Origin of the sequence: uncultured Aliivibrio sp. (genome assembly GCF_946479765.1) — a bacterium.
Taxonomy (GTDB): domain Bacteria; phylum Pseudomonadota; class Gammaproteobacteria; order Enterobacterales; family Vibrionaceae; genus Aliivibrio.
The window spans coordinates 13,099-36,494 of the sequence record NZ_CAMLHO010000003.1; the positions used below are offsets into that span (position 1 = coordinate 13,099).

The window sequence follows — 23,396 nt, forward strand, 5'->3', positions numbered from 1 at the left end:
GCTTAAGAAAGAAGGTATTGAAGAAGAAGCACGGAAGAAAAGAGTAGGGTGGCCGCCAGTAAATCATTTTTAGTGTAGGGCGTTCGCTGTACGGCCACAGGTCAGAGGTTGACCGAATCCTTTAATACAAATGCACATTTAATGGGCTCTTTGTAAGTGCGCTGAGTGTAACAAAGCATAAAAAGTGAACCGTGAGAAAGATCTCACATTGGTCGCTTTATTAATTTTATTATCGTTGTTCCTAATGAACTACGATATGGGTCACACAAATAGTCTGTAAAAACAGAGTGTTGATGATAAATAAAAATGGTGATGTTCGATGACGACAATCGCAGCTCCAAATCAATTGAATGCAATGATGTTTCCTTTACATGGGACACGTTTAATTGAAGCTTCCGCAGGTACAGGTAAAACCTTTACCATTGCCAGTTTATATCTACGTTTACTATTAGGGCATGGTGATGAGAACAGTCGCCATAGTGAAGAATTAACCGTAGATAAAATACTGGTAGTGACTTTTACGGAAGCGGCAACCGCAGAATTAAGAGAACGTATTCGAGCTAAGATCCATGATGCCCGTTTAGCGTTTGCTCGTGCTGTGCATAAAAGTGATTATAAGAGTGGCGATCCCGTTATTGACCCGCTATTAGCGGCTATTTCTGATCATAAGTCGGCAGCACACGTATTATTGAATGCTGAACGCAGTATGGATGAAGCCTCAATCTTTACCATTCATGGCTTTTGTCAGCGCATGCTAACCCAAAATGCCTTTGAATCTGGTGCCCAGTTCGAAAGTGAATTTGTTACCGACCAAGCCAAATTAATGCACCAAGTGGCCGCAGATTTTTGGCGTCGTAGTTTTTATCATCTGCCAAAAATGGTGGCTGAAAGTGTTTACGATTGCTGGCCAAGCCCTTCTGCATTATTAGGTGATATGGGCAATAGTCTTACTGGTGTCCCAAAGCATTTAACGGTTGAGCCATTAGAAAACTCACTAGAAGAGTTCTGTCAGCAGGGTATTGCACGAATCGATGAATTAAAGCAGCAATGGTCGTCACATTGTGCTGATTTTGAAGCTTTGATCTCGGGTTCGGGCGTAGATAAACGCAGCTACACTAAAAAGAATTTACCAAATTGGTTAGAGCAAGTGTCAGTATGGGCAAGTAACCCAACGACTTCGCTGCAAATTCATGACAAATTAGAAAAATTTTCTCAATCGTTATTAATTGATAAGACCAAAAAAGGCGAAGCACCAGAACACGCAGTATTTAAATTAATTGATGGCTTTTTAGCGCAGCCATTAGAAATAAAACAGCCATTGTTATCTTTAGCTATTCATCGCTGTCGAGAAACCTTACAGCAAGCAAAAGAGCAGAAGAACTGGTTATCGTTTGATGACTTGCTGACTCAGTTGTCGGCTGCAACCGAAAATCAAGAGAACGCTTTACTGCTAGAAAAGATCCGCGAGCAATACCCAATTGCCTTGATTGATGAATTCCAAGATACCGATCCACTTCAATATTCTATTTTTAATACCATCTATCAAGATCAATCACAGTGTGGTTTGTTCATGATTGGCGATCCAAAGCAGGCTATTTATGCTTTCCGTGGCGCAGATATATTTACGTATATTCAGGCACGTCGCCAAGTGGCAGATCACTACACTCTTGATACTAACTGGCGATCAACTGCCGATATGGTGTCGTCAGTAAACCGTATTTTTGAGCATGGTAAACAACCGTTTTTATACGATGATGATATTCCGTTTTATCCGGTGAAATATAATCCGATTAATGCGGAACAAAAATCGTGGTCGTTAGATAATCAAACTCAGCCTGCAATGACGTTTTGGTTACAAGAAAGCAAAGATGGTAACCCGATAAACAAAGGCAATTACCAACGAGTAATGGCGGAATCGACGGCGGCGCAAATTCAAACCATTTTGACCGGATCTCAACAAGGGTCTGCGCACCTACAAAATGGAGAGAAAAAAGAAGCGATTAAAGCTGGGAATATTGCCGTACTGGTTCGTACTGGTAAAGAAGGGAAATTGGTTCGAGAAGCGTTATCAAAACAGGGTATTGCCAGTGTTTATTTGTCGAACCGAGACAGTGTGTTTTCTTCGCCATTAGCCAAAGATATTTTACGTTTATTGCAGGCTGCAATGACGCCAACGGATGCACGAGCAGTTCGTTCTGCATTAGCCTCGTCTTTGTTTGCTTACACGGCCGATCAACTGCATCAATTTAATGTTGATGAAATGCAGTGGGAATTAGCCGTTAATGAGTTCCGTGCCTACCGTAAGCATTGGTTACAACGTGGCATCATGCCTATGTTGCACCAAATCATTACTCAACAAGGTATTTCAGAGCGTTTATTAGCTGAAAATGGCGGCGAACGTCATTTAACTGATTTACTTCATATTGGTGAATTATTACAACAAACAAGCCAAACCCTCGACAGTGATTATGGATTGTTGCGTTGGTTATCTGATGCGATTTCTGAACCTAATGGCGATGCTGAAGAGCAAACGGTACGTTTAGAATCTGAGCGTAACTTGGTGCAGATCGTGACGATTCATAAATCAAAAGGGTTGGAATACGATCTCGTCTTTTTGCCTTTTGTTTGCTCCTATCGAGCCGTGGATAAAAAAGGCGAAGTTAGCTTTTATGATGAAGACAATCGTTATTCCGTCTTAGATTTATTAAAGGAAGATGAGTCGGTCGAAAAAGCCGAGAAAGAACGCTTAGCAGAAGATTTACGCTTAATTTATGTTGCGCTAACTCGTGCTGTTTACGCTTGTTATATTGGCATGGCACCTATTGGTAAAGGCACATCGAAAAAACCACCAACGGGTGTACACCTTTCTGGTTTAGGGTATTTGATCCAACAAGCGGATGAATGTGATATTGCTGAGCTTCAAGCGTGCCTTGAAAAATTAATAGCAGGCAATTCGCCTATGGTGATCCAGTCACCTCAAACCTTAAGTGATGTGCTTTATAAAGAGACAGAAGACAACTTATTCGCATTAACAGCCAACAAATTGAATCAGCCTGTGAAAAGTAATTGGTGGATGACCAGTTATTCGGGTTTGGTGAAACAAGGTAACCATCATAACGATTCGTCATTAGAATTGATTAATTTGGATGTGGATTCCGCTGAAGATAAAGACGACAAAGAGTTAGATTTAGAGCCAGAGCGAACGATATTCACTTTCCCTCGCGGTGCGAGAGCGGGTACGTTTTTACACTCATTGTTTGAAGAAGTTGAATTTACTCAACCAATTAACAGCGAAGAAAATACGCAAATAATCATCAAGCTTTTAGAAAAAGAAAACTACGATACAGAATGGTTAGACGTTGTTCAAAGCATGATGCAACGCGTGCTCGATTGTCCGTTGGATGGTCACGATTTACGATTGGCAACCAAAGGCCCAACTCAACGTTTGGTTGAAATGGAGTTTTTATTGCCGATAACGCTATTGAACTCAAGCTTGGTCAATAAAACCATCGCTAAACACGATGAAGTATCTGCACGTGCGGGTGAGTTAGGCTTTTCTACCGTGAGTGGAATGTTGAAAGGCTTTATCGATTTAGTGTTTGAGCATGAAGGCAAATATTACGTTCTCGATTGGAAATCTAACCATTTAGGCGATTCTCCAGAATGCTACGGCGGTGACGCTTTAATTGAAGCAATGCGAGATCATCGTTATGACTTCCAATATCAGCTGTATGCTTTAGCGTTGCATCGATTCTTGAAAAGCCGTATTGCCGATTATAATTACGACACTCATTTTGGTGGTGCGTATTATATTTTCTTGCGTGGTATTGAAGAGAGTCATGAGGGGCATGATAGCAATTCAAATGGGGTCTTTTATTCAAAACCAAGTGAAGTGTTATTAAAAGAATTAGAGTTATTGGTAGATGGAGTAGAAGTCGATGCTTAAGCAATTACAACACTTAATGGATCACGGTGTACTTCGCCCATTGGATCTACAATTCGCTAAGTTTTTAGGCCAACAGGAAAAGAACAGCGATAAAAACTTAATCATGTTGCTCGCAGCAATGACTAGCCATGAGTTAGGTAAAGGCCATGTGTGTATTGATATCGAGCAAGTAGAGCAAGGTGATCTGTTTACGTTGCCTGCAAAATATCGTGATGCATTGTTAGCGTTAGTACCAGAGAAAAATCAGTGGATTAGTGAGTTATCAGCGGCATCGACGATATCTAATGGCACAGAAGCAACGCCACTAGCCTTTGATGGAACTCGTTTATATTTACAACGTTATTGGTCGTTTGAGCAGCGTGTTGCCAACCGTATAACTAAAGCGGCGCAAAGTGTGACGGTAAATCCTCAGCTATCGAATACATTGGATGAGTTGTTTGCTCGTCAGTATCATTTTTTATTCAGTGGGCTTAAAAAATTAGAGAATAATAATCAAGTATCTCGTCAGCAATTAGTGTGCGATATGCTCGATGTTGTGGGATCTAGTTCTAGTGAGTTAGATTGGCAAGCGATTGATGCGGTTTTACTCGCAGCCACTAAATCTTCAGAATTAGAGCCGCTGGATAACTTAATTCCAACTAAACACTGTGTGAATTGGCAGAAAGTTGCGGCAGCGGTAGCGTTAACTCGTCGATTCTCGGTGATCTCTGGTGGTCCAGGAACGGGTAAAACAACTACGGTTACTAAGCTTTTGGCTTCCCTAGTGACTCAAGCTCAGCAAGATAATAAAAGCATCGCAATTAAGTTAGTTGCTCCTACTGGTAAAGCGGCGGCGCGTTTGACTGAATCCATTGGTCAAGCGGTGCAATCTATTGGTTTAGCACCAGAAGTAAAAGAAGCGATCCCGACAGACGCAAGTACGCTGCATCGCCTGCTTGGTTATATTCCAAACCAAGTGGATTTTCGTCATAACAAAAGCAATCCATTACACCTTGATGTATTGGTGGTGGATGAAGCCTCGATGGTCGATTTACCTATGATGGCCCGACTACTCGATGCGGTACCAGAACACGCGCGTGTTATTTTATTGGGCGATAAAGATCAGCTAGCCTCGGTTGAAGCGGGAGCGGTGTTAGGTGATATCTGTCAGTTTACTAAAATGGGTTACAGCCAGAATCAAGCACAACAATTATCTCAATTAACAGGCTATGCTTTGCCTGTGCAATCGCACAATAACGCGGTAGCCGATAGCTTGTGTATGCTGCAAAAGAGTTACCGTTTTGATGCGCGCTCAGGGATTGGTCAATTAGCGAAAGCCATTAATGAAGGCAGTAAATTTAAAGTAGAAGCGGTGTGGGCCAAAGGGTTCTCTGATATTCGTTTTCATGATTTAAGTAATGACAGCTATAACGCAATGATCACCATGATGGTGAATGGCTATCGCAGTTATTTAGGCCATATCCATGCGGGCGATAAACCAGAAGTGGCATTAAAAGCCTTTAGCCAGATTCAATTATTGTGTGCAATGCGCGAAGGCGACTTTGGGGTTGTAGGGCTTAATCAACGAATTGAAAAAGGATTAAGAAAATCTGATTTGATTCCTCATGGTGATGAAGTGTGGTATTCCGGTCGCCCGGTGATGGTGACTCAAAATGATTATGGCGTAGGTCTTTATAATGGTGATATTGGTATTGCGATGCCAGATCCTGCTGATCAACGTTTACGTGTTTATTTTGATATGCCGGATGGTTCGATTCGTGGAGTATTACCAAGCCAATTACCAGAGCATGAAACCGTGTATGCGATGACGATTCATAAATCTCAAGGGTCTGAGTTTGAACATACAGTTTTAGCTTTACCTGCTGAGTTCAGCCCAATCTTAACGCGAGAGTTGATTTACACTGGTGTCACACGAGCTAAGAAAAAACTCGATCTGTTCGCAACAGAGAAAGTGGTGGCGCGAGGTGTAATGATTAAAACTCAGAGAAACAGTGGATTAGCTGCGTTGATGAGCTAAATAAATACAGTGGTTAATAAAGAAAATATTAGCCGCTGTATTATTTCATATATGTAATAGTCATTTTCTTCTCCAGCTCTAGTAAATATGAAACAAATGCTTATAATTACGCCTCTAAAATTCGGAAGGAGTGCCGGATCTTTTTTTCTACCAATGTCATTAATTAGATGATTAATTAGAGTTGGTATAAATATGGCTGTTCCGTTATATGTTTAAGTTACTTGTTTCAATGCCGCCAGCAATGGCTCTTATTATTGCCATTATTTCTGAAGTAATAGCGACCTCTTACATACCAAAAACAGAGCAATTTACGAAATTAACGCCAAGTATTATCGTTGGTGTGGGTTATGCTATCGCGTTCTTTTTACTTTCAATAACAGTCAAAACGATGCCAGTAGGAATTGTTTATGCGATATGGAGTGGGGCTGGGATTGTTTTGGTGGCGGGTATCGGATATTTCGCTTACGGGCAAAAACTGGATTTACCAGCTGTAGCGGGAATCGTTCTTATTCTATCTGGAGTATTGGTTGTTAATTTGTTTTCTAATACTGCTGGGCACTAAAGATAACTAAGAAGATTGTTAAAAAAGCCGCAAGGGATAATTCCGTTGCGGCTTTTTTCGTTTACAGTTCTTTTAATACTAAGATCTTTGATTTACGTTGGTAGTTATACAATTTTTGTTTTGTCATTGGTAATTGCGAGACATCAACTTCAATGAAACCTTGCTCTCTAAACCAATGCAGACTGCGAGTGGTAAGAACAAACAGTTGTGATAATTTAAATTGTTTGGCTTTAACTCGTAAACGGTTAAGTAAGGTCACACCACGGTCACCATCTCGATAATCTGGATGAACCGCTACACAGCCCATTTCTGCCATTTTGTCTTCATGGAAGGGATAAAGAGCGGCACAGGCAATTACTAATCCGTCTTTTTCAATGATGGTAAATTGCGCTATTTCTTGCTCTAATTGTTCGCGAGAACGACGCACTAAAATCCCTTCTTCTTCGAGTGGGCGAATTAAATCCATAATACCGCCGATATCATCGATCTCAGCATCCCGAACTTGCTCTGAGCTCGCCATAACCACTTGAGTTCCAATACCATCAAAAGAAAATAATTCTTGAATTAATGCGCCATCTTCTTTGTAACTGATTAAATGGCTACGAGGAACGCCAGCCTTACATGCAGTGATTGAGCCTTTTAAGAATCGAATCGTCCCTGTTGAATTACCATCATCGGGATCAATTTTTTCTTCTAATCGTTCAAGAATGACTTCTGCTTCACTAGGGAATAGCTCGGCTAAAATTTGCCCATGCTCATTTAGAACCCCTTGCTCTGAACAAAACCCAATTAATTTGTCTGCATTTAAACGAATCGCTAATTGAGTAGCAACGTCTTCAGAGAGTAAATTAAAACACTCACCTGTGACTGAGCTTGCAACAGGGCCAAGCAGAACAATGGATTGCTGGTCAAGCATGCGATTAATGCCATTAGTGTCAATACGACGAACTCGCCCGCTATGGCAATAATCAATGCCATCATCAACGCCAAGAGGCTGAGCAATAATAAAGTTACCGCTGATGACATTAATTTGTGCGCCAGCCATTGGGGTGTTGTTTAAACTCATAGAGAGGCGGGCGGTAATATCGAGTTGTAGTTGTCCTGCAATTTGTTTAACTAATTCAAGGGTTTGCTCATCTGTAACTCTTATTCCTTTATGAAAAGGAGCTTCATGTGAGGTTGATTTTAGTTGAGCTCTCATTTGAGGTCGAGTGCCATAGACAATAACGATACGTAACCCTAACGCATTTAAAAGAGCAATGTCGTTTACAATATTGGCAAAGTTAGGATCAGCAATAGCTTCACCGCCCAACATAATAACCACTGTCTTATCACGGTGAGCATTGACATAAGGTGCGGATTGACGGAAACCTTTAACTAAAGCAGTACTACGAAACTTCACAATATATCATCCATGATTAATTTTTTATTCACTTATAGTGACTAATTATTTGTCACTCTACAAGCATTTAGTACAAGGATGCATAAGTTTTGCTTAATTTTTTTATTATTTGCAGATATGCTTATGTATCCGTTGTTTTTAGCAGGCTACATAATGAGTCAAGCTCAAGAAAAAGAGTTGAGAAAAAGAAAAATCCGATTAATGCTTTTAATTGGTTGTGTTGCTGTCGGTTTGATTGCATCTGTGGTTGCAGGTATGTATAAATCAGGTGCTTTTGCCCAAATGCCAGCGTCACAATTATACGGACGCTGGGTTGAGCAAGGTGTTCCTAGTTATGCTCAGGACAGTTTTACGATTAGTGCTGGCGGTATATATACGCATGGCCGTTTGATTAATACTCAATTTGAATTTAATGGAAGTCAGCTGACCTATACACATGGTGAGACAACCTATGTATACCAAGTTGAGGATGACAAAGGAGCTCAATTGCTTCGTATTAAACCAACGCATTACAAATCGAGTTTCCACAAGTTATAAATCAAATGAGTTCAAGATGACTTACTTAGTTGTCTTGAACCTTTCTCTTTGATTACTTTCACCCTTGATTATGTCAAGTTTTGTCAAAATACGCCCTTTCTTACATTTATTGCACTATAAGCAATTGCTCTCTCTTTATTTGTTTGTCATTCTTCTTGCTCTATTTTTCATTCAAGGCGTTATTGTGTTTCGTAAATTTTCTCTTGTATCTATTCTTCTTGCTTTAGCGGGTTGTGCCGATCAGCCAACGGATCGTGCTCAGCAATATCTTGATGGTGGGTTTAGTAGTAACTTAAATAAAGTGAGTGAAATTGATTCAGATAGACCGTCTGATTTTAGTGCCTTTAAAAAACAAAGTGCAGAAGTAGTTAATCGTTCAGAGTCGATGTCACTTCGCTATGAAGAATTGTACGTACAATTGCAGAAGTGGATTGATGAAAGTTCAAACCCAGCAGAGCTTTCGGCTTATGGTATTCAATTTGCTCAAATGGGCGGTGGTGATAAGCAAGGCAATGTCATGTTCACTGGCTATTTCTCACCTGTGATTGAAATGCGTCATACGCCAAACGAAACATTTAAGTATCCTATTTACGATAAACCTGATTGTGGTTCTGATTGCCCAACACGCGCTGAAATAAACGCGGGAGTGTTATCTGGTTTAGGTTTAGAGCTTGGTTATTCAGATAATATGATTGACCCATTTATAATGGAAGTGCAAGGCAGTGGCTTCATTCACTTTGGTGAAGATGATGAGTTGAAGTATTTTGCCTATGGTGGGAAAAATAATCACCCGTATGTCAGTATCGGTAAAGTGTTGATTGAGCGTGAGGAAGTTGAGCGCAAAGACATGTCGCTTAAAGCAATTAAAGAATGGGTTGCTAAGAATGACGAAGCGACCGTTCGCGAGTTATTAGAAACTAACCCATCTTATGTATTCTTTTCACCAAGGAATGCGAATCATGTATTAGGTACAGCGGGAATTCCTTTACTTGCGGGTGCAGCTGTTGCGGCTGATCGTACTTTATTGCCGATGGGAACCCCAATACTAGCAGAGGTACCTCAACTTGATAAAGAGGGTAAATGGACAGGTAAGCATATACTTAAAGTACTATTGTCATTAGATACTGGCGGCGCAGTAAAAGAAAACCATTTAGATCAATACTACGGTATGGGCTCTGAGGCGGGTATTGCAGCTGGCCACTTTAAGCATTTTGGTCGAGTATGGAAACTAGGTTTAAAAGATTCTGAAACTGAAAACCCATGGGAAATGCCAAAAAAGAAATAATATTGATAAGTTCTGAGTTTCTTAAAGCTTGATCTTCTAAAAAAGAGTGCGTATAAATCGTGCTCTTTTTTTGTTTTTGAGTAAGGTAACCCCATGCGCGAATTAACCACTCCTGCTTCTGAAAGTTATGACCAACGTTTTGGTGGCACTCGCCGTTTGTATGGTAATAGTGAAGTAGAAATTATGCGTGCTGCACATGTGTGTGTGGTCGGTATTGGTGGTGTTGGTTCGTGGGCAGTTGAAGCCTTGGTTCGTACTGGTTTAGGTGAAATCACCTTGATTGATATGGATGATGTGTGTGTGACGAATATCAACCGTCAGATCCATGCGATGACGGGTACTATCGGTCAAAGTAAAATTGAAGTAATGGCTGAACGCATTAAATTAATTAATCCTGAATGTAAGATTAATTTGATCGATGACTTTATTACCCCTGAGAATCAAGCAGAATATATTTCTAAAGAATTTGATTACGTACTTGATGCTATTGATAGCATGAAGCCAAAAGCAGCGTTACTGGCTTATTGTAAGAGTAATAAAATTAAAGTTATCACGACAGGTGGTGCTGGTGGTCAAACAGACCCTACTCAAATTGCGATTACGGATTTATCCAAAACAATTCAAGATCCTTTAGCAAAGAAATTGCGTGATACGTTGCGCCATCATCATAACTTTACTAAGAATACAAAACGTAAATTTGGTATTGATTGTGTGTACTCGACGGAGCATTTGAAATACCCACAAGCGGATGGCTCTGTGTGTGCGACTAAAGCAACAGCAGAAGGACCTAAACGTATGGATTGTGCGACAGGTTTTGGTGCTGCGACGGTGGTGACTGCGACCTTTGGGTTTGTTGCGGTGTCTAGAATTGTAGAGAAGTTGATTGAGAAACATAGTAAGTAGGGACTAGGTTTCAGGACGGTCGCAAGCTCCCTAAAGGTTTCAGGTATAGGCGCTATTATTCCAACGCTCTCCCTGAACCCTTCAAGCGAAGCGGCCTTAAACCTGCTCTATTAGTTTATTAATCGTTTCAATGATCGCTTTAAGCCCATTACCACGTGATGGGCTTAAATGTTCAATTAACCCTAATTTAGCAAAGTATCCATCTATATCAAATGCGTTAATTTCTTCTGCGGTTTTATTATTTAGCGCAGCCATTACTAATGCAATTAAGCCTCGAACAATTCTTGCGTCTGAATCAGCACAGAAAAAATAAACCCCATCGACCACTTCATGTTGTAACCACACTTTGCTTTCACAGCCAGAAATAGTCACATTATCTTGTTGCAGATCTTCTGGTATTTTAGGCAGTTTTTTACCTAACTGAATCACGTTACGATAGCGGTCTTCCCAACCTTTAGCTTCACTCATTAAATCGGTTACTGTAGTGTCAGTGATGTCAAAACCAAAAGGTGATGATGGGAAAGTGGACATAAATTAATACCTTAAATTTGAGCTTATAGCATATCAGCGGCTTTATTTAGCGCATCGATAAAACGTTGAACATCTTGCTTGGTATTATACAAGGCAAATGAAACGCGTACAGTACCTGTTAGCCCTAATGCGTCTAACATAGGGTGCGCACAATGATTACCAGAGCGTACAGCAATACCCTGTTGATCTAATAAAGTAGCAATATCTTGGTGGTGGACGCCATCTATAACAAAAGAAAATAGGCTCGCATTATCTTGCAGTCCTACAAAACGTAAATCCTCAATATCCTTGATGCCATTAATAGCCATTTGACGAAGTTCGTTAATATGAGCATTTAGATCATTATGGGAAAATTGTTTAATCCAATTAATTGCAGTAGCAAAAGCGATCGCGCCAGCAACGTTTGGTGTACCTGCTTCAAATTTTCCAGGAAGTTCTGCAAAGGTGGTTTTTTCAAACGAAACCTTTTCAACCATTTTACCGCCACCATGCCACACGGGCATGGATTCTAATAAATGTTGTTTGCCATAGAGCGCGCCAATGCCTGCTGGAGAAAATAACTTATGGCCAGAGCAAACATAAAAATCTGCATTCATTGTTTGAACATCAATATCATGATGAACAATGCCTTGGGCTCCATCTATAACTACAATAGCACCAACCTGATGCGCCGCTGTAATAATGTCATCTATTGGGTTTAATGTGCCTGTTACGTTGGTTACTTGAGCGACAGCGACGATTTTTGTGTTCTGGGTTACCAATGACTCAAATGCTTGCATATCTAGAGTGCAATCTGTTTTCATTGGTATTTTAACTATGGTTGATCCTGTTTGTTCTGCCACAATTTGCCAAGGCACAATATTAGCGTGGTGCTCTAATTCACTAATTAGGATCTCATCACCTGGCTGTAATGTGCTACGAGCATAAGTTTGAGCAATGAGATTGATGGCCTCAGTCGCACCACGGGTCCAAATTATTTCTTTAGCGCTTTTCGCATTAATAAAGTGTTGAACGGTTTCACGGGCTTGCTCAAATTGCAGTGTTGCTGAGGCGGTTAAGCTGTGACTGCCACGATGAACATTCGCATTACTTTTTTGATAGTAATCTTGAATTGAATTTAATACGGCGAATGGTTTTTGAGTCGTTGCAGCGCTATCAAAATAAGCAATGGGTTGTTCATTTACTTTTTGTAGTAAAGCTGGGAATTGAGAACGGACAAGGTCAACATTAAAGGCAGTCATAATGATTTTCTTAAATAGGGTAAGCAAGCAATGCAATGATGCGGATTTCTGGTTCGTAAGTCAAAATTACAGGTAAAAAAAAGCACCGTATTAAACGGTGCTACTAATTTTTCTAACCAAAAGGTCAAAAATATACGAAATAATTGGGTATGGATTATAAATAATTTGTAACCAATACTCGGGGCTCTAACAGTCGAGCCAATATGCAAACACAACATGCAGTTTAGAGGCATGAAAAAATACTCAGGGAGGAATATATGTCTTTGCTCTAAACTACGGGGCCAATATTAGGTTTTATCTGGTAGTTCGGCAATGGACAATTTATAATGCTTGGTATTAAAAAAACTAATGGTTCATTATGTGAGTTCTTATGTCTCGAAGATTACCACCTTTAAATTCTTTACGTGTGTTTGAAGCGGCAGCTAGACACTTAAGCTTTACTCGTTCGGCGGAAGAATTATTTGTTACACAAGCAGCAGTTAGCCATCAAATCAAAGCATTAGAAGAATTTTTGGGCTTGAAGCTATTTCGTCGTCGTAATCGATCTTTACTTCTTACTGAAGAGGGACAAAGCTACTTCTTAGACATCAAAGAAATCTTCTCTTCTTTATCTGAAGCAACAGATAAAGTATTGGAAAGAAGTGCGAAAGGTGCTTTAACCATTAGTTTACCGCCGAGTTTTGCTATTCAATGGCTTGTTCCTCGTTTGTCTGATTTTAATAATCAAGAATCAGATATAGATGTGCGGATCAAAGCGGTTGATATGGATGAAGGTTCGTTAACTGAAGATGTCGATGTGGCGATCTATTACGGTCGTGGTAATTGGCCTGGTTTACGAGTTGATTTGTTATACCAAGAGCAATTATTGCCATTATGTTCACCACAAGTCCTGTTAAATGAAAAACCGTTGGCAACGATTGATGATCTACGTTTTCATACATTATTGCATGATACGTCACGTAAAGACTGGAAGCTGTTTGTAAAACAGTTTGATTTACAAGGCATGAACGTGAATCAAGGGCCGATCTTTAGCCATTCAACTATGGTGCTACAAGCCGCTGCGCATGGGCAAGGCATTGCATTAGGTAATAATGTACTTGCTCAACCTGAACTGGATGCTGGTCGCTTAGTTGCTCCTTTTGAAGAACTATTAATAAGTAAAAATGCGTTCTATTTAGTATGTAGCGAAAAACAAGCGGATACTGGACGTATTGCAACGTTTAGAAAGTGGATATTGAGTAAGGCTCGTAGTGAACAAGAGATTACGGATGATGAATAGTCGTCAATGTTTACTTATTGCGGGTGTTAGTGGGGCGATAACTGTGGGATTAGGTGCTTTTGGTGCTCATGGTTTGAAGCCTGTTTTATCACAGTATCTACTTGATGTGTATGAGACTGCGGTGCAATACCAAATGTGGCATACACTTGCACTGTTTGGATGTGGAATTTTATTGAGAAATTCATTTTCAAAAGGGGTATCATACGCCGCCTTGCTATTTACCATTGGTATGATTTTCTTCAGTGGTAGTTTATATGCATTAGTGTTCACAGGAATTAAGTGGTTTGGGCCAATAACTCCATTAGGTGGACTCTGTTTTATTATCGGTTGGCTAACGCTGGCTGTTTCAACTTATCGTTTGACTGAGGTTTCAAAGTGAAACAAGTAATGTTCTATTGTCGCTCTGGTTTTGAGAAAGAGTGTGCAGGTGAGATCCAAGATAAAGCCACTCAACTTGAAGTGTTTGGTTTTCCTCGCCTAAAAAATAATACAGGCTATGTGCTATTTGAATGCTACCAGGAAGGCGATGCAGATAAGCTAATCCGAGAGATTAAATTTAATGAGCTGATCTTTGCTCGTCAAATGCTTGCGGTAGCGACTGAATTAAAAGATTTACCATCAGAAGATCGTATTTCTCCAATCCTGGATGCGCTAAGTAGTGTTGAAGGTATGCCTCATTGTGGTGATATCCGTATTGAAACACCTGATACGAATGAAGCAAAAGAGTTATTAAAATTCTGTCGTAAATTTACCGTGCCGCTTCGCCAAGCATTACGTGGCAAGCAGATGTTAACGGCAAGAGATTCAGACCGAATCCCTGTTATGCATATTTGTTTTATTGCTCCGGGTCACTGTTATGTTGGTTATTCTTACACCAACAATAACTCAACGTTCTTTATGGGGATTCCTCGTTTAAAATTCCCTTCAGATTCACCAAGCCGTTCTACATTGAAATTGGAAGAAGCGTTTCACGTATTCATTCCAAGAGATGAGTGGGATGCTCGCTTGGCTTCTGGTATGTGGGCTGTTGATTTAGGTGCCTGTCCTGGCGGTTGGACTTACCAACTGGTTAAGCGTTCAATGTTTGTTCATGCGATTGATAACGGCATGATGGCGCAGAGCTTAATGGATACAGGTCAAGTTAAACACCACATGGTTGATGGTTTTAAATTTGAACCACAAAGAAAGAACGTAACGTGGATCGTGTGTGACATGATTGAAAAGCCTGCACGAGTTGCACACCTTATGGGTGAATGGTTAATTAAAGGTTGGGCTAAAGAAGCGCTATTTAACCTTAAGTTACCAATGAAAGGTCGTTACGATGAAGTTCTTCAAGATATTGAAAATTTGAAAGAGTTTTTGAAGAAAAACAACTTCCAATACAAGCTTCAAGCGAAGCATTTGTATCATGACCGTGAAGAAATTACGGTTCATATCCAAGCGATTACTAATATCTCTCCACATTAATTTTGCTATGAGATAAAAACGCTCTTGCAAGATAAATGCAAAACGCCCGTAGGTCATCTGATCTACGGGCGTTTTTATTTAAATACAGTGTTGAATATGATGTGCTTTGGCGCAAAAAAACTGTTTGTCATCGACGTAATAACCATATCTAATACAGCCATCTTTCTTTTGTAGAAAAGCACATTATATTCATTGTTTTAATTTCAACTATTCAGGCTTATCATATCGTATATCTTGTAAGTTAAACCCAAGCTCAATATCGGTTCTTAAACCGGCGACTTTTCGACATAGAATCGCGGTTTCATAATACTCATCAAATTTCTTACGATATTTTTTCGGTAACTCTTCAGATTCATTGGCCGCTTCAATGGTTGGGAATTGAGTTAATATTTCTAATGCTGCTTTAGGACCAACCCCCGGAATGCCGGTAATTTTACTTGAACTGATCCCTGCTAATCCCCAATAATCGGCTAATTGTTCAGGTTTAAGGCCAAATTCTTTTTCAATAAACGGAGCGTCTAACCAGCGATGTTGGAAATAATCTCTAATGCGTAAAGTTGGAGAGAGTAATTGGCAATACCCTTTATCGGTTGAAACTATCGTGACTTGTTCGTTATGTGCAGCGACTTTATTTGCCAAAGTTGCGACTAAATCATCGGCTTCATCACCATCAGATAAAAGTGAATCTATTCCTAATTTCCACCATGCCTCTTGAATGCGATCCATGCCTTTTTGTAGTGCTTCAGGCATTGGTTTTCTGTCTTCTTTATATTTAGGTAAAACTTCCGCTCTCCATCCTCTATCTTGTAAATGGTGGTCAAATACAGCGATGATATGAGTGGGTTCAGTTTCTTTTAAAATACGATTGATTGTACGGCTTGTCGTGGTAACGACCGCTTGAATATCATCTTGGTTTGGTTGAGCTGAATGAACGCGACGAATAAGATTTAATGCGTCAATAATAACCAGATGAATTGCCATAACGTATTCATTCCTATATATAAAAAAGAAAAAAGCCCACACAAATGTATAGGCCTATTATTGTACGTTAGTGGGTAGGGGTGATGCCAGCCCTAATCAACGACGATTTCATAACAAGGTTCATATTTAGAACCGGGAAGCTTCATTCGTCCTTGCTTAACAAAGTCTTGTAGCAGGCGGTCCATTTTTTTCATTAACGTAGGATCGCCATGAAGTTTAAAGACACCATGCTTTTCTATTTCAGCAATACCTTCTGCTTTTACATTACCAGCGACAATACCAGAAAATGCTTGGCGTAAGTTTGCTGCAAGATTTTCAGTTGGTTGATCTAAGTGTAAATCAAGTGAAGACATCGCTTCGTGAGTTGGTTCAAAAGGATATTGGAACTCAGATTCAATTTTTAATGCCCAGTTAAAGCTATAAGAATCATCGGTCGCTTTACGGTATTCTTTTACTTTTTTGATACCATGATTAATTATAATCGCTGCTTTTTCTGGATCATCAACAACGATCTCATAATAATGTGTCGCTTCTTCACCTAATGTCTCACGTATAAAGGTATCAATTGAAAGAAAGTAAGCTTCACTCTCTTTTGGCCCAGTTAATACAATCGGCATTGGTTGTTGGCGATTGGCTGGGTTCATCATTATCCCTAAAATGTATAACAACTCTTCTGCTGTGCCAGGACCTCCAGGGAAAATGACAATACCATGAGCCATACGAACAAACGCTTCTAACCGTTTTTCAATATCAGGCATGATGATCAATTCATTTACTATAGGGTTTGGTGGCTCTGCTGCGATAATAGAAGGTTCGGTTAACCCAACAAAGCGGCTTTGAGAATAACGCTGTTTTGCATGACCAATAGCAGCGCCCTTCATTGGGCCTTCCATTGCTCCTGGACCACAACCAGTACAGATATTTAATTCACGTAAGCCAAGTTCATGACCAACTTCACGAGTGTACTGATATTCGATAGGATTGATTGAATGACCACCCCAACATACAACAAGATTCGGCTCAATACCCGTATGAAGCGCTTTTGCATTGCGTAGAATACTGAAGACAAGATTTGTTAAATGAGTATCTTTTGTTAGGTTTAGACGGTTGTGATCTGCTATTTGCATATTCACATATACCATGTCACGTAATACAGAGAATAGGTGCTCTTGGATCCCTTTAATTATGGTTCCATCAACAAAAGCATGTTCTGGTGGATTACTTAGTTCGAGTTTTATACCCCGATCTCGACGCGTTACAGATACATCGAAAGATTCGTACTTTTCAAGGAGTTCTTTAGAGCTGTCAGTGTGGCTGCCTGAATTTAAGACCGCTAATGTACAATTACGGTACATTCTGTAGACTTCACTAGAAGCCGTTTTTTTTAGTTGATCTACTTCCAATTGCGATAGCAAATCCATGCTACCTGCGGGACTAATATGAGTAATCATATAGTGCCTCCCTAGCTGTTTTTATTATTGTTGTTTAGCTACTAAACTTACACAGCAATGAGAGGATTAGCGAGGGGGAAACGAAAAAACTGAGAGGTTTATAACCATTTATTAAAAGATATGTATTATATTTTAGTGATGAATCATAAGTAGATAAGTTGTTCTTTGCCTTTTGATTTTTGTTTATAGAGAGCATCTATCGAGCGTTTCATTACCTTTTCAGGAACATCACTATTAGTAAATTCAGAACTGCAAATAGAGACGGTTATTTGGACGTGTTCATCTTTGAATTTGAAAGGTAGCTTTGAGATTGCAAATTGAATGGCTTTCAGTACTTTTTCTCTTTTTTCTTTTTCGGTTTCAGTAAATAAAATCAAGAACTCTTCACCACTAAAACGAGCGACAAAATCAGTATCTGATACTTGGTTTTCAATAGTTTTCGCTATAATACTAAGCGCTTTATCTCCAGCTAAATGACCAAATTTCTCATTAATACGCTTGAACTGATCAATGTCGATCATACTAAGAACAAGTGAGTGTTGATGACGAACCCAACGTTTATATTCTAAGTCCAAACGCTCGTGCATAGCTGCACGGTTATAGACTTTTGTTAGCGGGTCTTTAAATACACGCTGTTGTTGATCATTAAGCTGACGACGATATTCAAGCGTCTCTTCATATAAATGATTTAATTTTGTTGTTGTGTATTCATGACGTTCAATTAGCGCCGCTTCACGTTCTTGCATCGCTTTATTACGCTCAGATAAGTCACTCATTTCACTTAACAGCATCATCATTTTTGCTTTGCTTTCTTGTTCACTTATTTTACTTTCTAACAACCCTTCGGCTTGCCTAATAAGAAGAGAGTACTCTTCATTAAGCAATGAGCGTTGTTCTAAATAAGATTGACCTTGGTTTTGATTCTGTTCACTGGTTTTAATAATTTGTGCGACTTGAGTGTTTAATTCACCGACAAAAACTTGAGATGCTTTACGTTCGTTGTTTGTACCTTCTAAAACCAATTGCAATGTTTGTAGGGCTAAATCAATCAACGAAACGGCATCAACGCTGGTTAATAGTTTATTACGAATACCAAGTAATTTATTACCAGAAGTATTATCAAAATCTAACTCTGAGATTAAATGCTGTAATTCGTTGCTTAATTGTTCTTGAGTATCAATATCAATGATTTCATTGGCATTGATCTCAGAAGACAATTTGCCTACAGAAATGAATTTAATTGCACGTTCATAGAGTTCAATTAATCGAACAATACGTTGAATATGTTTACTGCCATCTTGAGAAGGATATTGTAATAGAGTGCGGAGATCTCGTTTAAGGCCTGCTGGTAACCCAACAACACGTTGAAGAGTTTCACCACAATAAGAAATATGGTCTTCCATAACAGAATGCTCTTTTTGAACATTCATCTTATAGCGATTAATTAGTCGCTCAAAAGCGGCGATACGAATCGTTAAATCAGAAGTGTTTTCAACTTGTTCAATACTGGTTGCAAGCTCAACAATTTCTTTATCTAGATCACTATCATGGTGTTTACATGCGGCACAGAAACGTAAAATAATACGTTTTAGAAGCAGTATTTCACGGCGTGATTTCAATGTAGTATCACGATGTGATAGACGTGTTTGATCTAGCTGCTGCTTTAACTGATTTAATTCTGAGGCGACAATGGATACTTCAATCATAATAACCTAGGGTAACTCATGTGTATTTAATGTGTTAAACTATTGACATAGTCAATATGATTAATAATAACAAATTTATAATTAACAGGCTAAAAAAACTGTAACATTTTATCAATTGATAATTATTTACGCACTTTCATTGTCATTTTTGTGATGCATTGTCCAAATAGGAGCTTAGTTTTTTGATGTTGTCACTTTGATTAACCCTTGGTTTATCGCTTGTTCGCATGCTAATAGTATATTATTACTTGCAAAACTTGCAGCAGGTGCATTATCGATAGCTCGGTAATGAACCCATTGACTCCCTGATTCTTCAGAGCTGATATTACAGGCGGTATTCGTTGCCATTAAAAGGATATCAATGAGTTCACGGTCATTGATAGCAGTATATGCCCTAGGTAAAAAAGGATACTCGACCATACCTATATTAACCGTTCTATCGGATATTACTTTTGATTCAAAGCAGTTAATCCACTCCTGGACTGTTTCTGCCATTTCTTGAGAGCTGCATGTAGAATCAGATTTGTGCTCTATGTAAAGAAAGCTAGCATCAGAAAAATGATAAATTCGACTTGGCAAACTAACAACGGTCGATAAATAATCGCCGAATTGTTTTTCTATGGATAACCCTTCTTGATAACCGTGTGTGAAATATAAATGCTGCAACATAGGAACATGAAAGAGAGTGAATCGAAGGCGATCACTCAATGGTTCATTAATTAATTCACCTAGATGCCACTGCTCAATATTAGAGCTGCTTTGTTGTAGTGATGAGGGTAATCTTTCTGTCAGTAAACGGAAGTTACGAAGGCCACTTCTTGGGTGGGTATAATATTTATTTAATAATAAATGTAAGCGTTTTTTCAAAAAACGATTTACTTGCTGTTTTCTAAAAGAGTAGATAGAAAGTATCGTTAATAATACCAACAAAAACCCCGCGATTTTTTGAATTTTACGAGTTTGTAAGTGGTTATCTTTAAGCTGTTTTTCTAATCCTTGGTAATGTAATGATTGTTCAATGATGCTCTTTTGTTGTCTAAAGACTTCTTCATTAATTTCATTCTGTACTGCTTGGATTGATGAGTTTAAGGTTTCGTATTCTCTTTGAGCTTTTAATGACTGCTCATATAATCCCATTCTTTCATACGTTTTTGATAGCAGTTTTTGTGACTGTAACTTTAGCGAAATATTATTATCTTCCTGACTGTATTTAATCGCATTTTGTATTTGCTGAACAGCAAGATCTGTTTTATTTTTAACTAGATCTAGCTTTGCTTGCAATAACGCAGCAATCGCTTTTTGCTTAGGTAGTTCAACATATTCATTAAGGTTATTCGCTTGTTTGAGGTAATGCTCACTTAATGCATAGTTGTAAAGTAAGAAGTAGGTATTTGCGATATCTAAACGTAATGAGATTAATTTATTAACGTTATTTTTTTCTTTCTCTTGATCAAGAGCGTTAAAATATTGAACTAAAGCTAAGTTGAATCGGCCTTGTTTTAAGTGTATTTGAGCAATTAAAATTAGGACGTTAGATAGTTGTTCGCTGTTATTGTATCGGCCATAGAACTCAGCAGATTGTGAGGCATGCTCTAATGCCTTATCAAGGACTTGTCTTTGGAAAAATAATTGACCAAGTAAATAATTGACAGTTGCTAATTGACCGCTTCTATCTGCTTCTATTGATTGCCAATACGCGCTTAATAGTTCGGTTAGTGCCTGATCGAATTGCTTGTTTTTTAAGAAATATCTACCATAAGAAAGATGATAGAAAATCATACTGCTAGGATCGTTCAGTGCACTACCATGAGACATTGCCCTTTTATAGAACTGCTGAGCTTTACTATTGTTTCCTTGTTCTGATTCGACTTCAGCATGAATTAAGGCTAAACCAAATGAGAGCTTTTTATTCAGTAAAATTTGCTTGTTGTACTCATTTAATTTGGTAGAAATAATTTTCAGTATGGCATTAGTTTCATCAGCGTCTTTGGTTAAATTCCACCATAAGCTAGCATAAATTAATTGAGATTCTAAATACCCTGATTTTAAATTAAAGTCTTTAGCGAGACTTATTGCTTGCCTAATAGATTCAATCGATTCACGATTTCGATTTAAACGTTTATTAGCAAGGGCTTTGATTTGAAATGCTTCAACGGTACTAATTGGTGTACGAATTGTACGCTCAGAGTCATTATTAATTTGAATTCTATTCGGATCTTGCTCAGGTGATATTTGACGTTGTTTTAAATATTGTTTTGCAATAGCTAGGGACTGCTCTGGATTTGTATCCAGTAGGTGATAAGCGTCATTTAATATAGGCGCAGAGAAAAACTTAGCTGAAGCTGAAAGCGGGAAAAAAAATAAAATAAGAAGAAAGCATTGACGGAAAGACATGTAAATAATCCATTAGAAGGCAACTATTACATACTATCGTTGTCATGAAATTTGTCTACTAAGAAAACGGTTCAAAGTAGACAAATTAGACGGTAAAGATGTGCTTTTCGTGTTATTTCTTATTGGCGAGCCAAACGTAGATTATGTTCAGGCTTAATTAAATGAGAACTGCGGAATGGGTTAATATCTAATCCGCCACGACGAGTGTAACGAGCAAATACCGTTAATGATTTTGGTGAGCAGAATTTCATAATATCTGTATAAATACGTTCAACACATTGCTCATGAAATTCATTATGTTGGCGGAACGAAATTAAGTAGCGAAGCAATTTTTCACGATCAATTTTATTGCCTTCGTAATTAATTTCAACGCTGCCCCAGTCTGGCTGATTGGTGATAAGACAGTTTGATTTTAATAAATGGCTATGCAGAACTTCGTTGACTATTTCTTCTGATGTACTTGATTCTAAATAGTTAGCATCAAACTCATAGTTATCAATAATAATATCTTGATTATCGATGCACTCACCTTGCATATCGACAATCGGCTGTTGCGAGTACGCTTGCACAGGGTGAATTTCTACTTTTACTTCTCCACCTGCACACGCACTTAAGTCTTTAATTAATGTACGAGTTACTTCATCCCATGAAGAGAATTTAGTTTGGTTAAAGCTATTCAAGTATAATTTAAACGACTTAGATTCAACAAGGTTAGGACTTGTCGCTGGTAGAGTTACATCGCCAACGGCCACTTGAGGTAAACCATTTTGGTTTAACCAAGATAGCTCATACAGTGTCCATACATCACAACCTACAAAAGGTAATTCGTCACCTAATTTAAGATCATCACGATTTAAACTGCGAGGAACGGCCTGTAATAATTCTGGCTCATAGCTATGTTTATATTCGGTTTTCTGACCAAGAGTCAGTGATTTTAGCTCATCAGCGTTAGTGTATTTAGTCATATTGAAAATGCCAAAAGTAGATTAGAATAGAGGTCGCTTAATAAATTAGCGTTATTTGATACAATTAACGGTAGTTTACTTGAATTTTTGTCTTATTAGGAGAATCGAATGCCACTTTCGGTAGAGCAAGCGCTTGCTAACTTTAGTCAACGCTATGTAGAAGCATGGAAAGCCAAACATAATAGCCTTCCGATAAATGAAGAGTTAGTGGGATTAGCTTCACCTTGTATTGATGAAACGCGTGATTTAGAGATCTTATGGCAACCTATTGCTCGTGAAGAGAACATTCGATTAGTTAACATCGAAAAAGGCATTGAATTAGATCTTCATGATGATTTTCATGCGTTTTATGGTGCTCAATTTAGCGCAGATATGGCCGCTAAATTTGAGGATATGAATATTGAATTACTTCAAGTCTGGAGTGATGAAGATTTAGAAAATTTACAAGGCAATATGCTTGGTCATCTTGTTATGCAACGTAGATTAAAGCTAGTTCCTACGCTATTTATTGCAGTAACTGACGATGAGATGGAAGTGATTTCTATTTGTAATCAATCAGGCGAAGTGATTTTAGATACTGTTGGAACCAAGAAACGAAAAGTATTGGCTGAGAATATGACAGAGTTTTTAGAAAAGCTTGAACCGATTGTGGCTTAAACCATCGGTTAATATAGCCTAGAAAGATCATGATTAAATGAATTCCGATAAAGGTATATTTATCGGAATTTT

The 23,396-nt window shown here is 38.7% G+C and carries 18 protein-coding genes; 10 read left to right on the forward strand and 8 right to left on the reverse strand.

The window, feature by feature from the left end:
* Positions 1 to 319 precede the first annotated feature (319 nt).
* From recB to Q1K78_RS02405, 3 genes are all read left to right on the forward strand, one after another.
* The gene (gene recB, locus Q1K78_RS02395; RefSeq protein WP_300174053.1) at positions 320 to 3,946 is read left to right on the forward strand and encodes an exodeoxyribonuclease V subunit beta; all 3,627 of its coding nucleotides are present in this window, start codon (positions 320 to 322) and stop codon (positions 3,944 to 3,946) included.
* Positions 3,939 to 5,963 (forward strand): exodeoxyribonuclease V subunit alpha, encoded by a 2,025-nt coding sequence (recD, locus tag Q1K78_RS02400; RefSeq protein ID WP_300174055.1) that lies wholly within the window; start codon positions 3,939 to 3,941, stop codon positions 5,961 to 5,963. The genes recB and recD overlap by 8 nt, the downstream gene beginning before the upstream one ends.
* 208 nt (positions 5,964 to 6,171) lie before the next feature.
* A complete protein-coding gene (locus Q1K78_RS02405; RefSeq protein ID WP_300174057.1) occupies positions 6,172 to 6,525 on the forward strand; it encodes an SMR family transporter in 354 nt (117 codons plus the stop codon).
* Between the two features lie 61 nt (positions 6,526 to 6,586).
* On the opposite strand, the gene argA is transcribed toward Q1K78_RS02405, so the two are convergent.
* Positions 6,587 to 7,927: an amino-acid N-acetyltransferase gene (gene argA, locus Q1K78_RS02410; protein ID WP_300174059.1), complete on the reverse strand. Its 1,341-nt coding sequence runs from the start codon at positions 7,925 to 7,927 to the stop codon at positions 6,587 to 6,589.
* A gap of 153 nt (positions 7,928 to 8,080) precedes the next feature.
* On the opposite strand from argA, the gene Q1K78_RS02415 reads away from it, so the two are divergent.
* The 3 genes from Q1K78_RS02415 to tcdA all read left to right on the forward strand — a co-directional run bounded on the left by Q1K78_RS02415 (position 8,081) and on the right by tcdA (position 10,652).
* A complete protein-coding gene (locus Q1K78_RS02415) occupies positions 8,081 to 8,464 on the forward strand; it encodes a DUF2850 domain-containing protein (protein WP_300174061.1) in 384 nt (127 codons plus the stop codon).
* Between the two features lie 181 nt (positions 8,465 to 8,645).
* Positions 8,646 to 9,749: a murein transglycosylase A gene (gene mltA, locus Q1K78_RS02420; protein WP_300174340.1), complete on the forward strand. Its 1,104-nt coding sequence runs from the start codon at positions 8,646 to 8,648 to the stop codon at positions 9,747 to 9,749.
* Between the two features lie 93 nt (positions 9,750 to 9,842).
* Positions 9,843 to 10,652 carry a tRNA cyclic N6-threonylcarbamoyladenosine(37) synthase TcdA gene (gene tcdA / locus Q1K78_RS02425; protein WP_017022987.1) on the forward strand — a complete coding sequence of 270 codons (810 nt, stop codon included), beginning with the start codon at positions 9,843 to 9,845 and terminating at the stop codon, positions 10,650 to 10,652.
* 96 nt (positions 10,653 to 10,748) lie between these two features.
* Here tcdA and csdE read toward each other — a convergent pair whose 3' ends face one another.
* Positions 10,749 to 11,183, reverse strand: coding sequence for a cysteine desulfurase sulfur acceptor subunit CsdE (gene csdE / locus Q1K78_RS02430; protein WP_300174065.1), 435 nt, complete (start codon positions 11,181 to 11,183; stop codon positions 10,749 to 10,751).
* Positions 11,184 to 11,206: 23 nt separating this feature from the next.
* Entirely contained in the window at positions 11,207 to 12,424 is a 1,218-nt protein-coding gene (locus Q1K78_RS02435; protein ID WP_300174067.1) for a SufS family cysteine desulfurase, read from the reverse strand.
* Between the two features lie 370 nt (positions 12,425 to 12,794).
* Here Q1K78_RS02435 and Q1K78_RS02440 point away from each other — a divergent pair, with 370 nt between their 5' ends.
* The 3 genes from Q1K78_RS02440 to rlmM are packed head-to-tail and all read left to right on the forward strand — an operon-like array spanning position 12,795 to position 15,170.
* Positions 12,795 to 13,703, forward strand: coding sequence for a transcriptional regulator GcvA (locus tag Q1K78_RS02440; protein ID WP_300174069.1), 909 nt, complete (start codon positions 12,795 to 12,797; stop codon positions 13,701 to 13,703).
* Positions 13,696 to 14,082 (forward strand): DUF423 domain-containing protein, encoded by a 387-nt coding sequence (locus Q1K78_RS02445; RefSeq protein WP_300174342.1) that lies wholly within the window; start codon positions 13,696 to 13,698, stop codon positions 14,080 to 14,082. The genes Q1K78_RS02440 and Q1K78_RS02445 overlap by 8 nt, the downstream gene beginning before the upstream one ends.
* The gene (gene rlmM, locus Q1K78_RS02450; protein ID WP_300174071.1) at positions 14,079 to 15,170 is read left to right on the forward strand and encodes a 23S rRNA (cytidine(2498)-2'-O)-methyltransferase RlmM; all 1,092 of its coding nucleotides are present in this window, start codon (positions 14,079 to 14,081) and stop codon (positions 15,168 to 15,170) included. The genes Q1K78_RS02445 and rlmM overlap by 4 nt, the downstream gene beginning before the upstream one ends.
* A gap of 207 nt (positions 15,171 to 15,377) precedes the next feature.
* Here the strand turns inward: rlmM and xni are convergent, their stop codons facing one another.
* From xni to queF, 5 genes are all read right to left on the reverse strand, one after another.
* Positions 15,378 to 16,151, reverse strand: a complete 774-nt coding sequence (gene xni, locus Q1K78_RS02455; RefSeq protein ID WP_300174073.1) for a flap endonuclease Xni — start codon at positions 16,149 to 16,151, stop codon at positions 15,378 to 15,380.
* Positions 16,152 to 16,243: 92 nt separating this feature from the next.
* Positions 16,244 to 17,602 (reverse strand): nucleotide 5'-monophosphate nucleosidase PpnN, encoded by a 1,359-nt coding sequence (ppnN, locus tag Q1K78_RS02460; protein WP_300174075.1) that lies wholly within the window; start codon positions 17,600 to 17,602, stop codon positions 16,244 to 16,246.
* A gap of 143 nt (positions 17,603 to 17,745) precedes the next feature.
* A complete protein-coding gene (locus tag Q1K78_RS02465) occupies positions 17,746 to 19,308 on the reverse strand; it encodes a GGDEF domain-containing protein (RefSeq protein ID WP_300174077.1) in 1,563 nt (520 codons plus the stop codon).
* Positions 19,309 to 19,482: 174 nt separating this feature from the next.
* Positions 19,483 to 21,702, reverse strand: coding sequence for a hypothetical protein (locus Q1K78_RS02470; protein WP_300174078.1), 2,220 nt, complete (start codon positions 21,700 to 21,702; stop codon positions 19,483 to 19,485).
* Between the two features lie 119 nt (positions 21,703 to 21,821).
* Entirely contained in the window at positions 21,822 to 22,667 is an 846-nt protein-coding gene (gene queF / locus Q1K78_RS02475; protein WP_300174080.1) for an NADPH-dependent 7-cyano-7-deazaguanine reductase QueF, read from the reverse strand.
* 108 nt (positions 22,668 to 22,775) lie between these two features.
* Here queF and syd point away from each other — a divergent pair, with 108 nt between their 5' ends.
* Positions 22,776 to 23,324, forward strand: coding sequence for a SecY-interacting protein (syd, locus tag Q1K78_RS02480; RefSeq protein ID WP_300174082.1), 549 nt, complete (start codon positions 22,776 to 22,778; stop codon positions 23,322 to 23,324).
* The last annotated feature ends 72 nt before the right edge of the window (positions 23,325 to 23,396 follow it).

Excerpts from the sequence above, each read along its gene's own strand:
- recB (WP_300174053.1), top strand. The coding sequence starts at position 320 with ATGACGACAATCGCAGCTCCAAATCAATTGAATGCAATGATGTTTCCT.
- recD (WP_300174055.1), top strand. The coding sequence starts at position 3,939 with ATGCTTAAGCAATTACAACACTTAATGGATCACGGTGTACTTCGCCCA.
- Q1K78_RS02405 (WP_300174057.1), top strand. The coding sequence starts at position 6,172 with ATGTTTAAGTTACTTGTTTCAATGCCGCCAGCAATGGCTCTTATTATT.
- Q1K78_RS02415 (WP_300174061.1), top strand. The coding sequence starts at position 8,081 with ATGAGTCAAGCTCAAGAAAAAGAGTTGAGAAAAAGAAAAATCCGATTA.
- tcdA (WP_017022987.1), top strand. The coding sequence starts at position 9,843 with ATGCGCGAATTAACCACTCCTGCTTCTGAAAGTTATGACCAACGTTTT.
- csdE (WP_300174065.1), bottom strand. The coding sequence starts at position 11,183 with ATGTCCACTTTCCCATCATCACCTTTTGGTTTTGACATCACTGACACT.
- Q1K78_RS02435 (WP_300174067.1), bottom strand. The coding sequence starts at position 12,424 with ATGACTGCCTTTAATGTTGACCTTGTCCGTTCTCAATTCCCAGCTTTA.
- Q1K78_RS02440 (WP_300174069.1), top strand. The coding sequence starts at position 12,795 with ATGTCTCGAAGATTACCACCTTTAAATTCTTTACGTGTGTTTGAAGCG.
- Q1K78_RS02445 (WP_300174342.1), top strand. The coding sequence starts at position 13,696 with ATGAATAGTCGTCAATGTTTACTTATTGCGGGTGTTAGTGGGGCGATA.
- xni (WP_300174073.1), bottom strand. The coding sequence starts at position 16,151 with ATGGCAATTCATCTGGTTATTATTGACGCATTAAATCTTATTCGTCGC.
- ppnN (WP_300174075.1), bottom strand. The coding sequence starts at position 17,602 with ATGATTACTCATATTAGTCCCGCAGGTAGCATGGATTTGCTATCGCAA.
- Q1K78_RS02465 (WP_300174077.1), bottom strand. The coding sequence starts at position 19,308 with ATGATTGAAGTATCCATTGTCGCCTCAGAATTAAATCAGTTAAAGCAG.
- Q1K78_RS02470 (WP_300174078.1), bottom strand. The coding sequence starts at position 21,702 with ATGTCTTTCCGTCAATGCTTTCTTCTTATTTTATTTTTTTTCCCGCTT.
- queF (WP_300174080.1), bottom strand. The coding sequence starts at position 22,667 with ATGACTAAATACACTAACGCTGATGAGCTAAAATCACTGACTCTTGGT.
- syd (WP_300174082.1), top strand. The coding sequence starts at position 22,776 with ATGCCACTTTCGGTAGAGCAAGCGCTTGCTAACTTTAGTCAACGCTAT.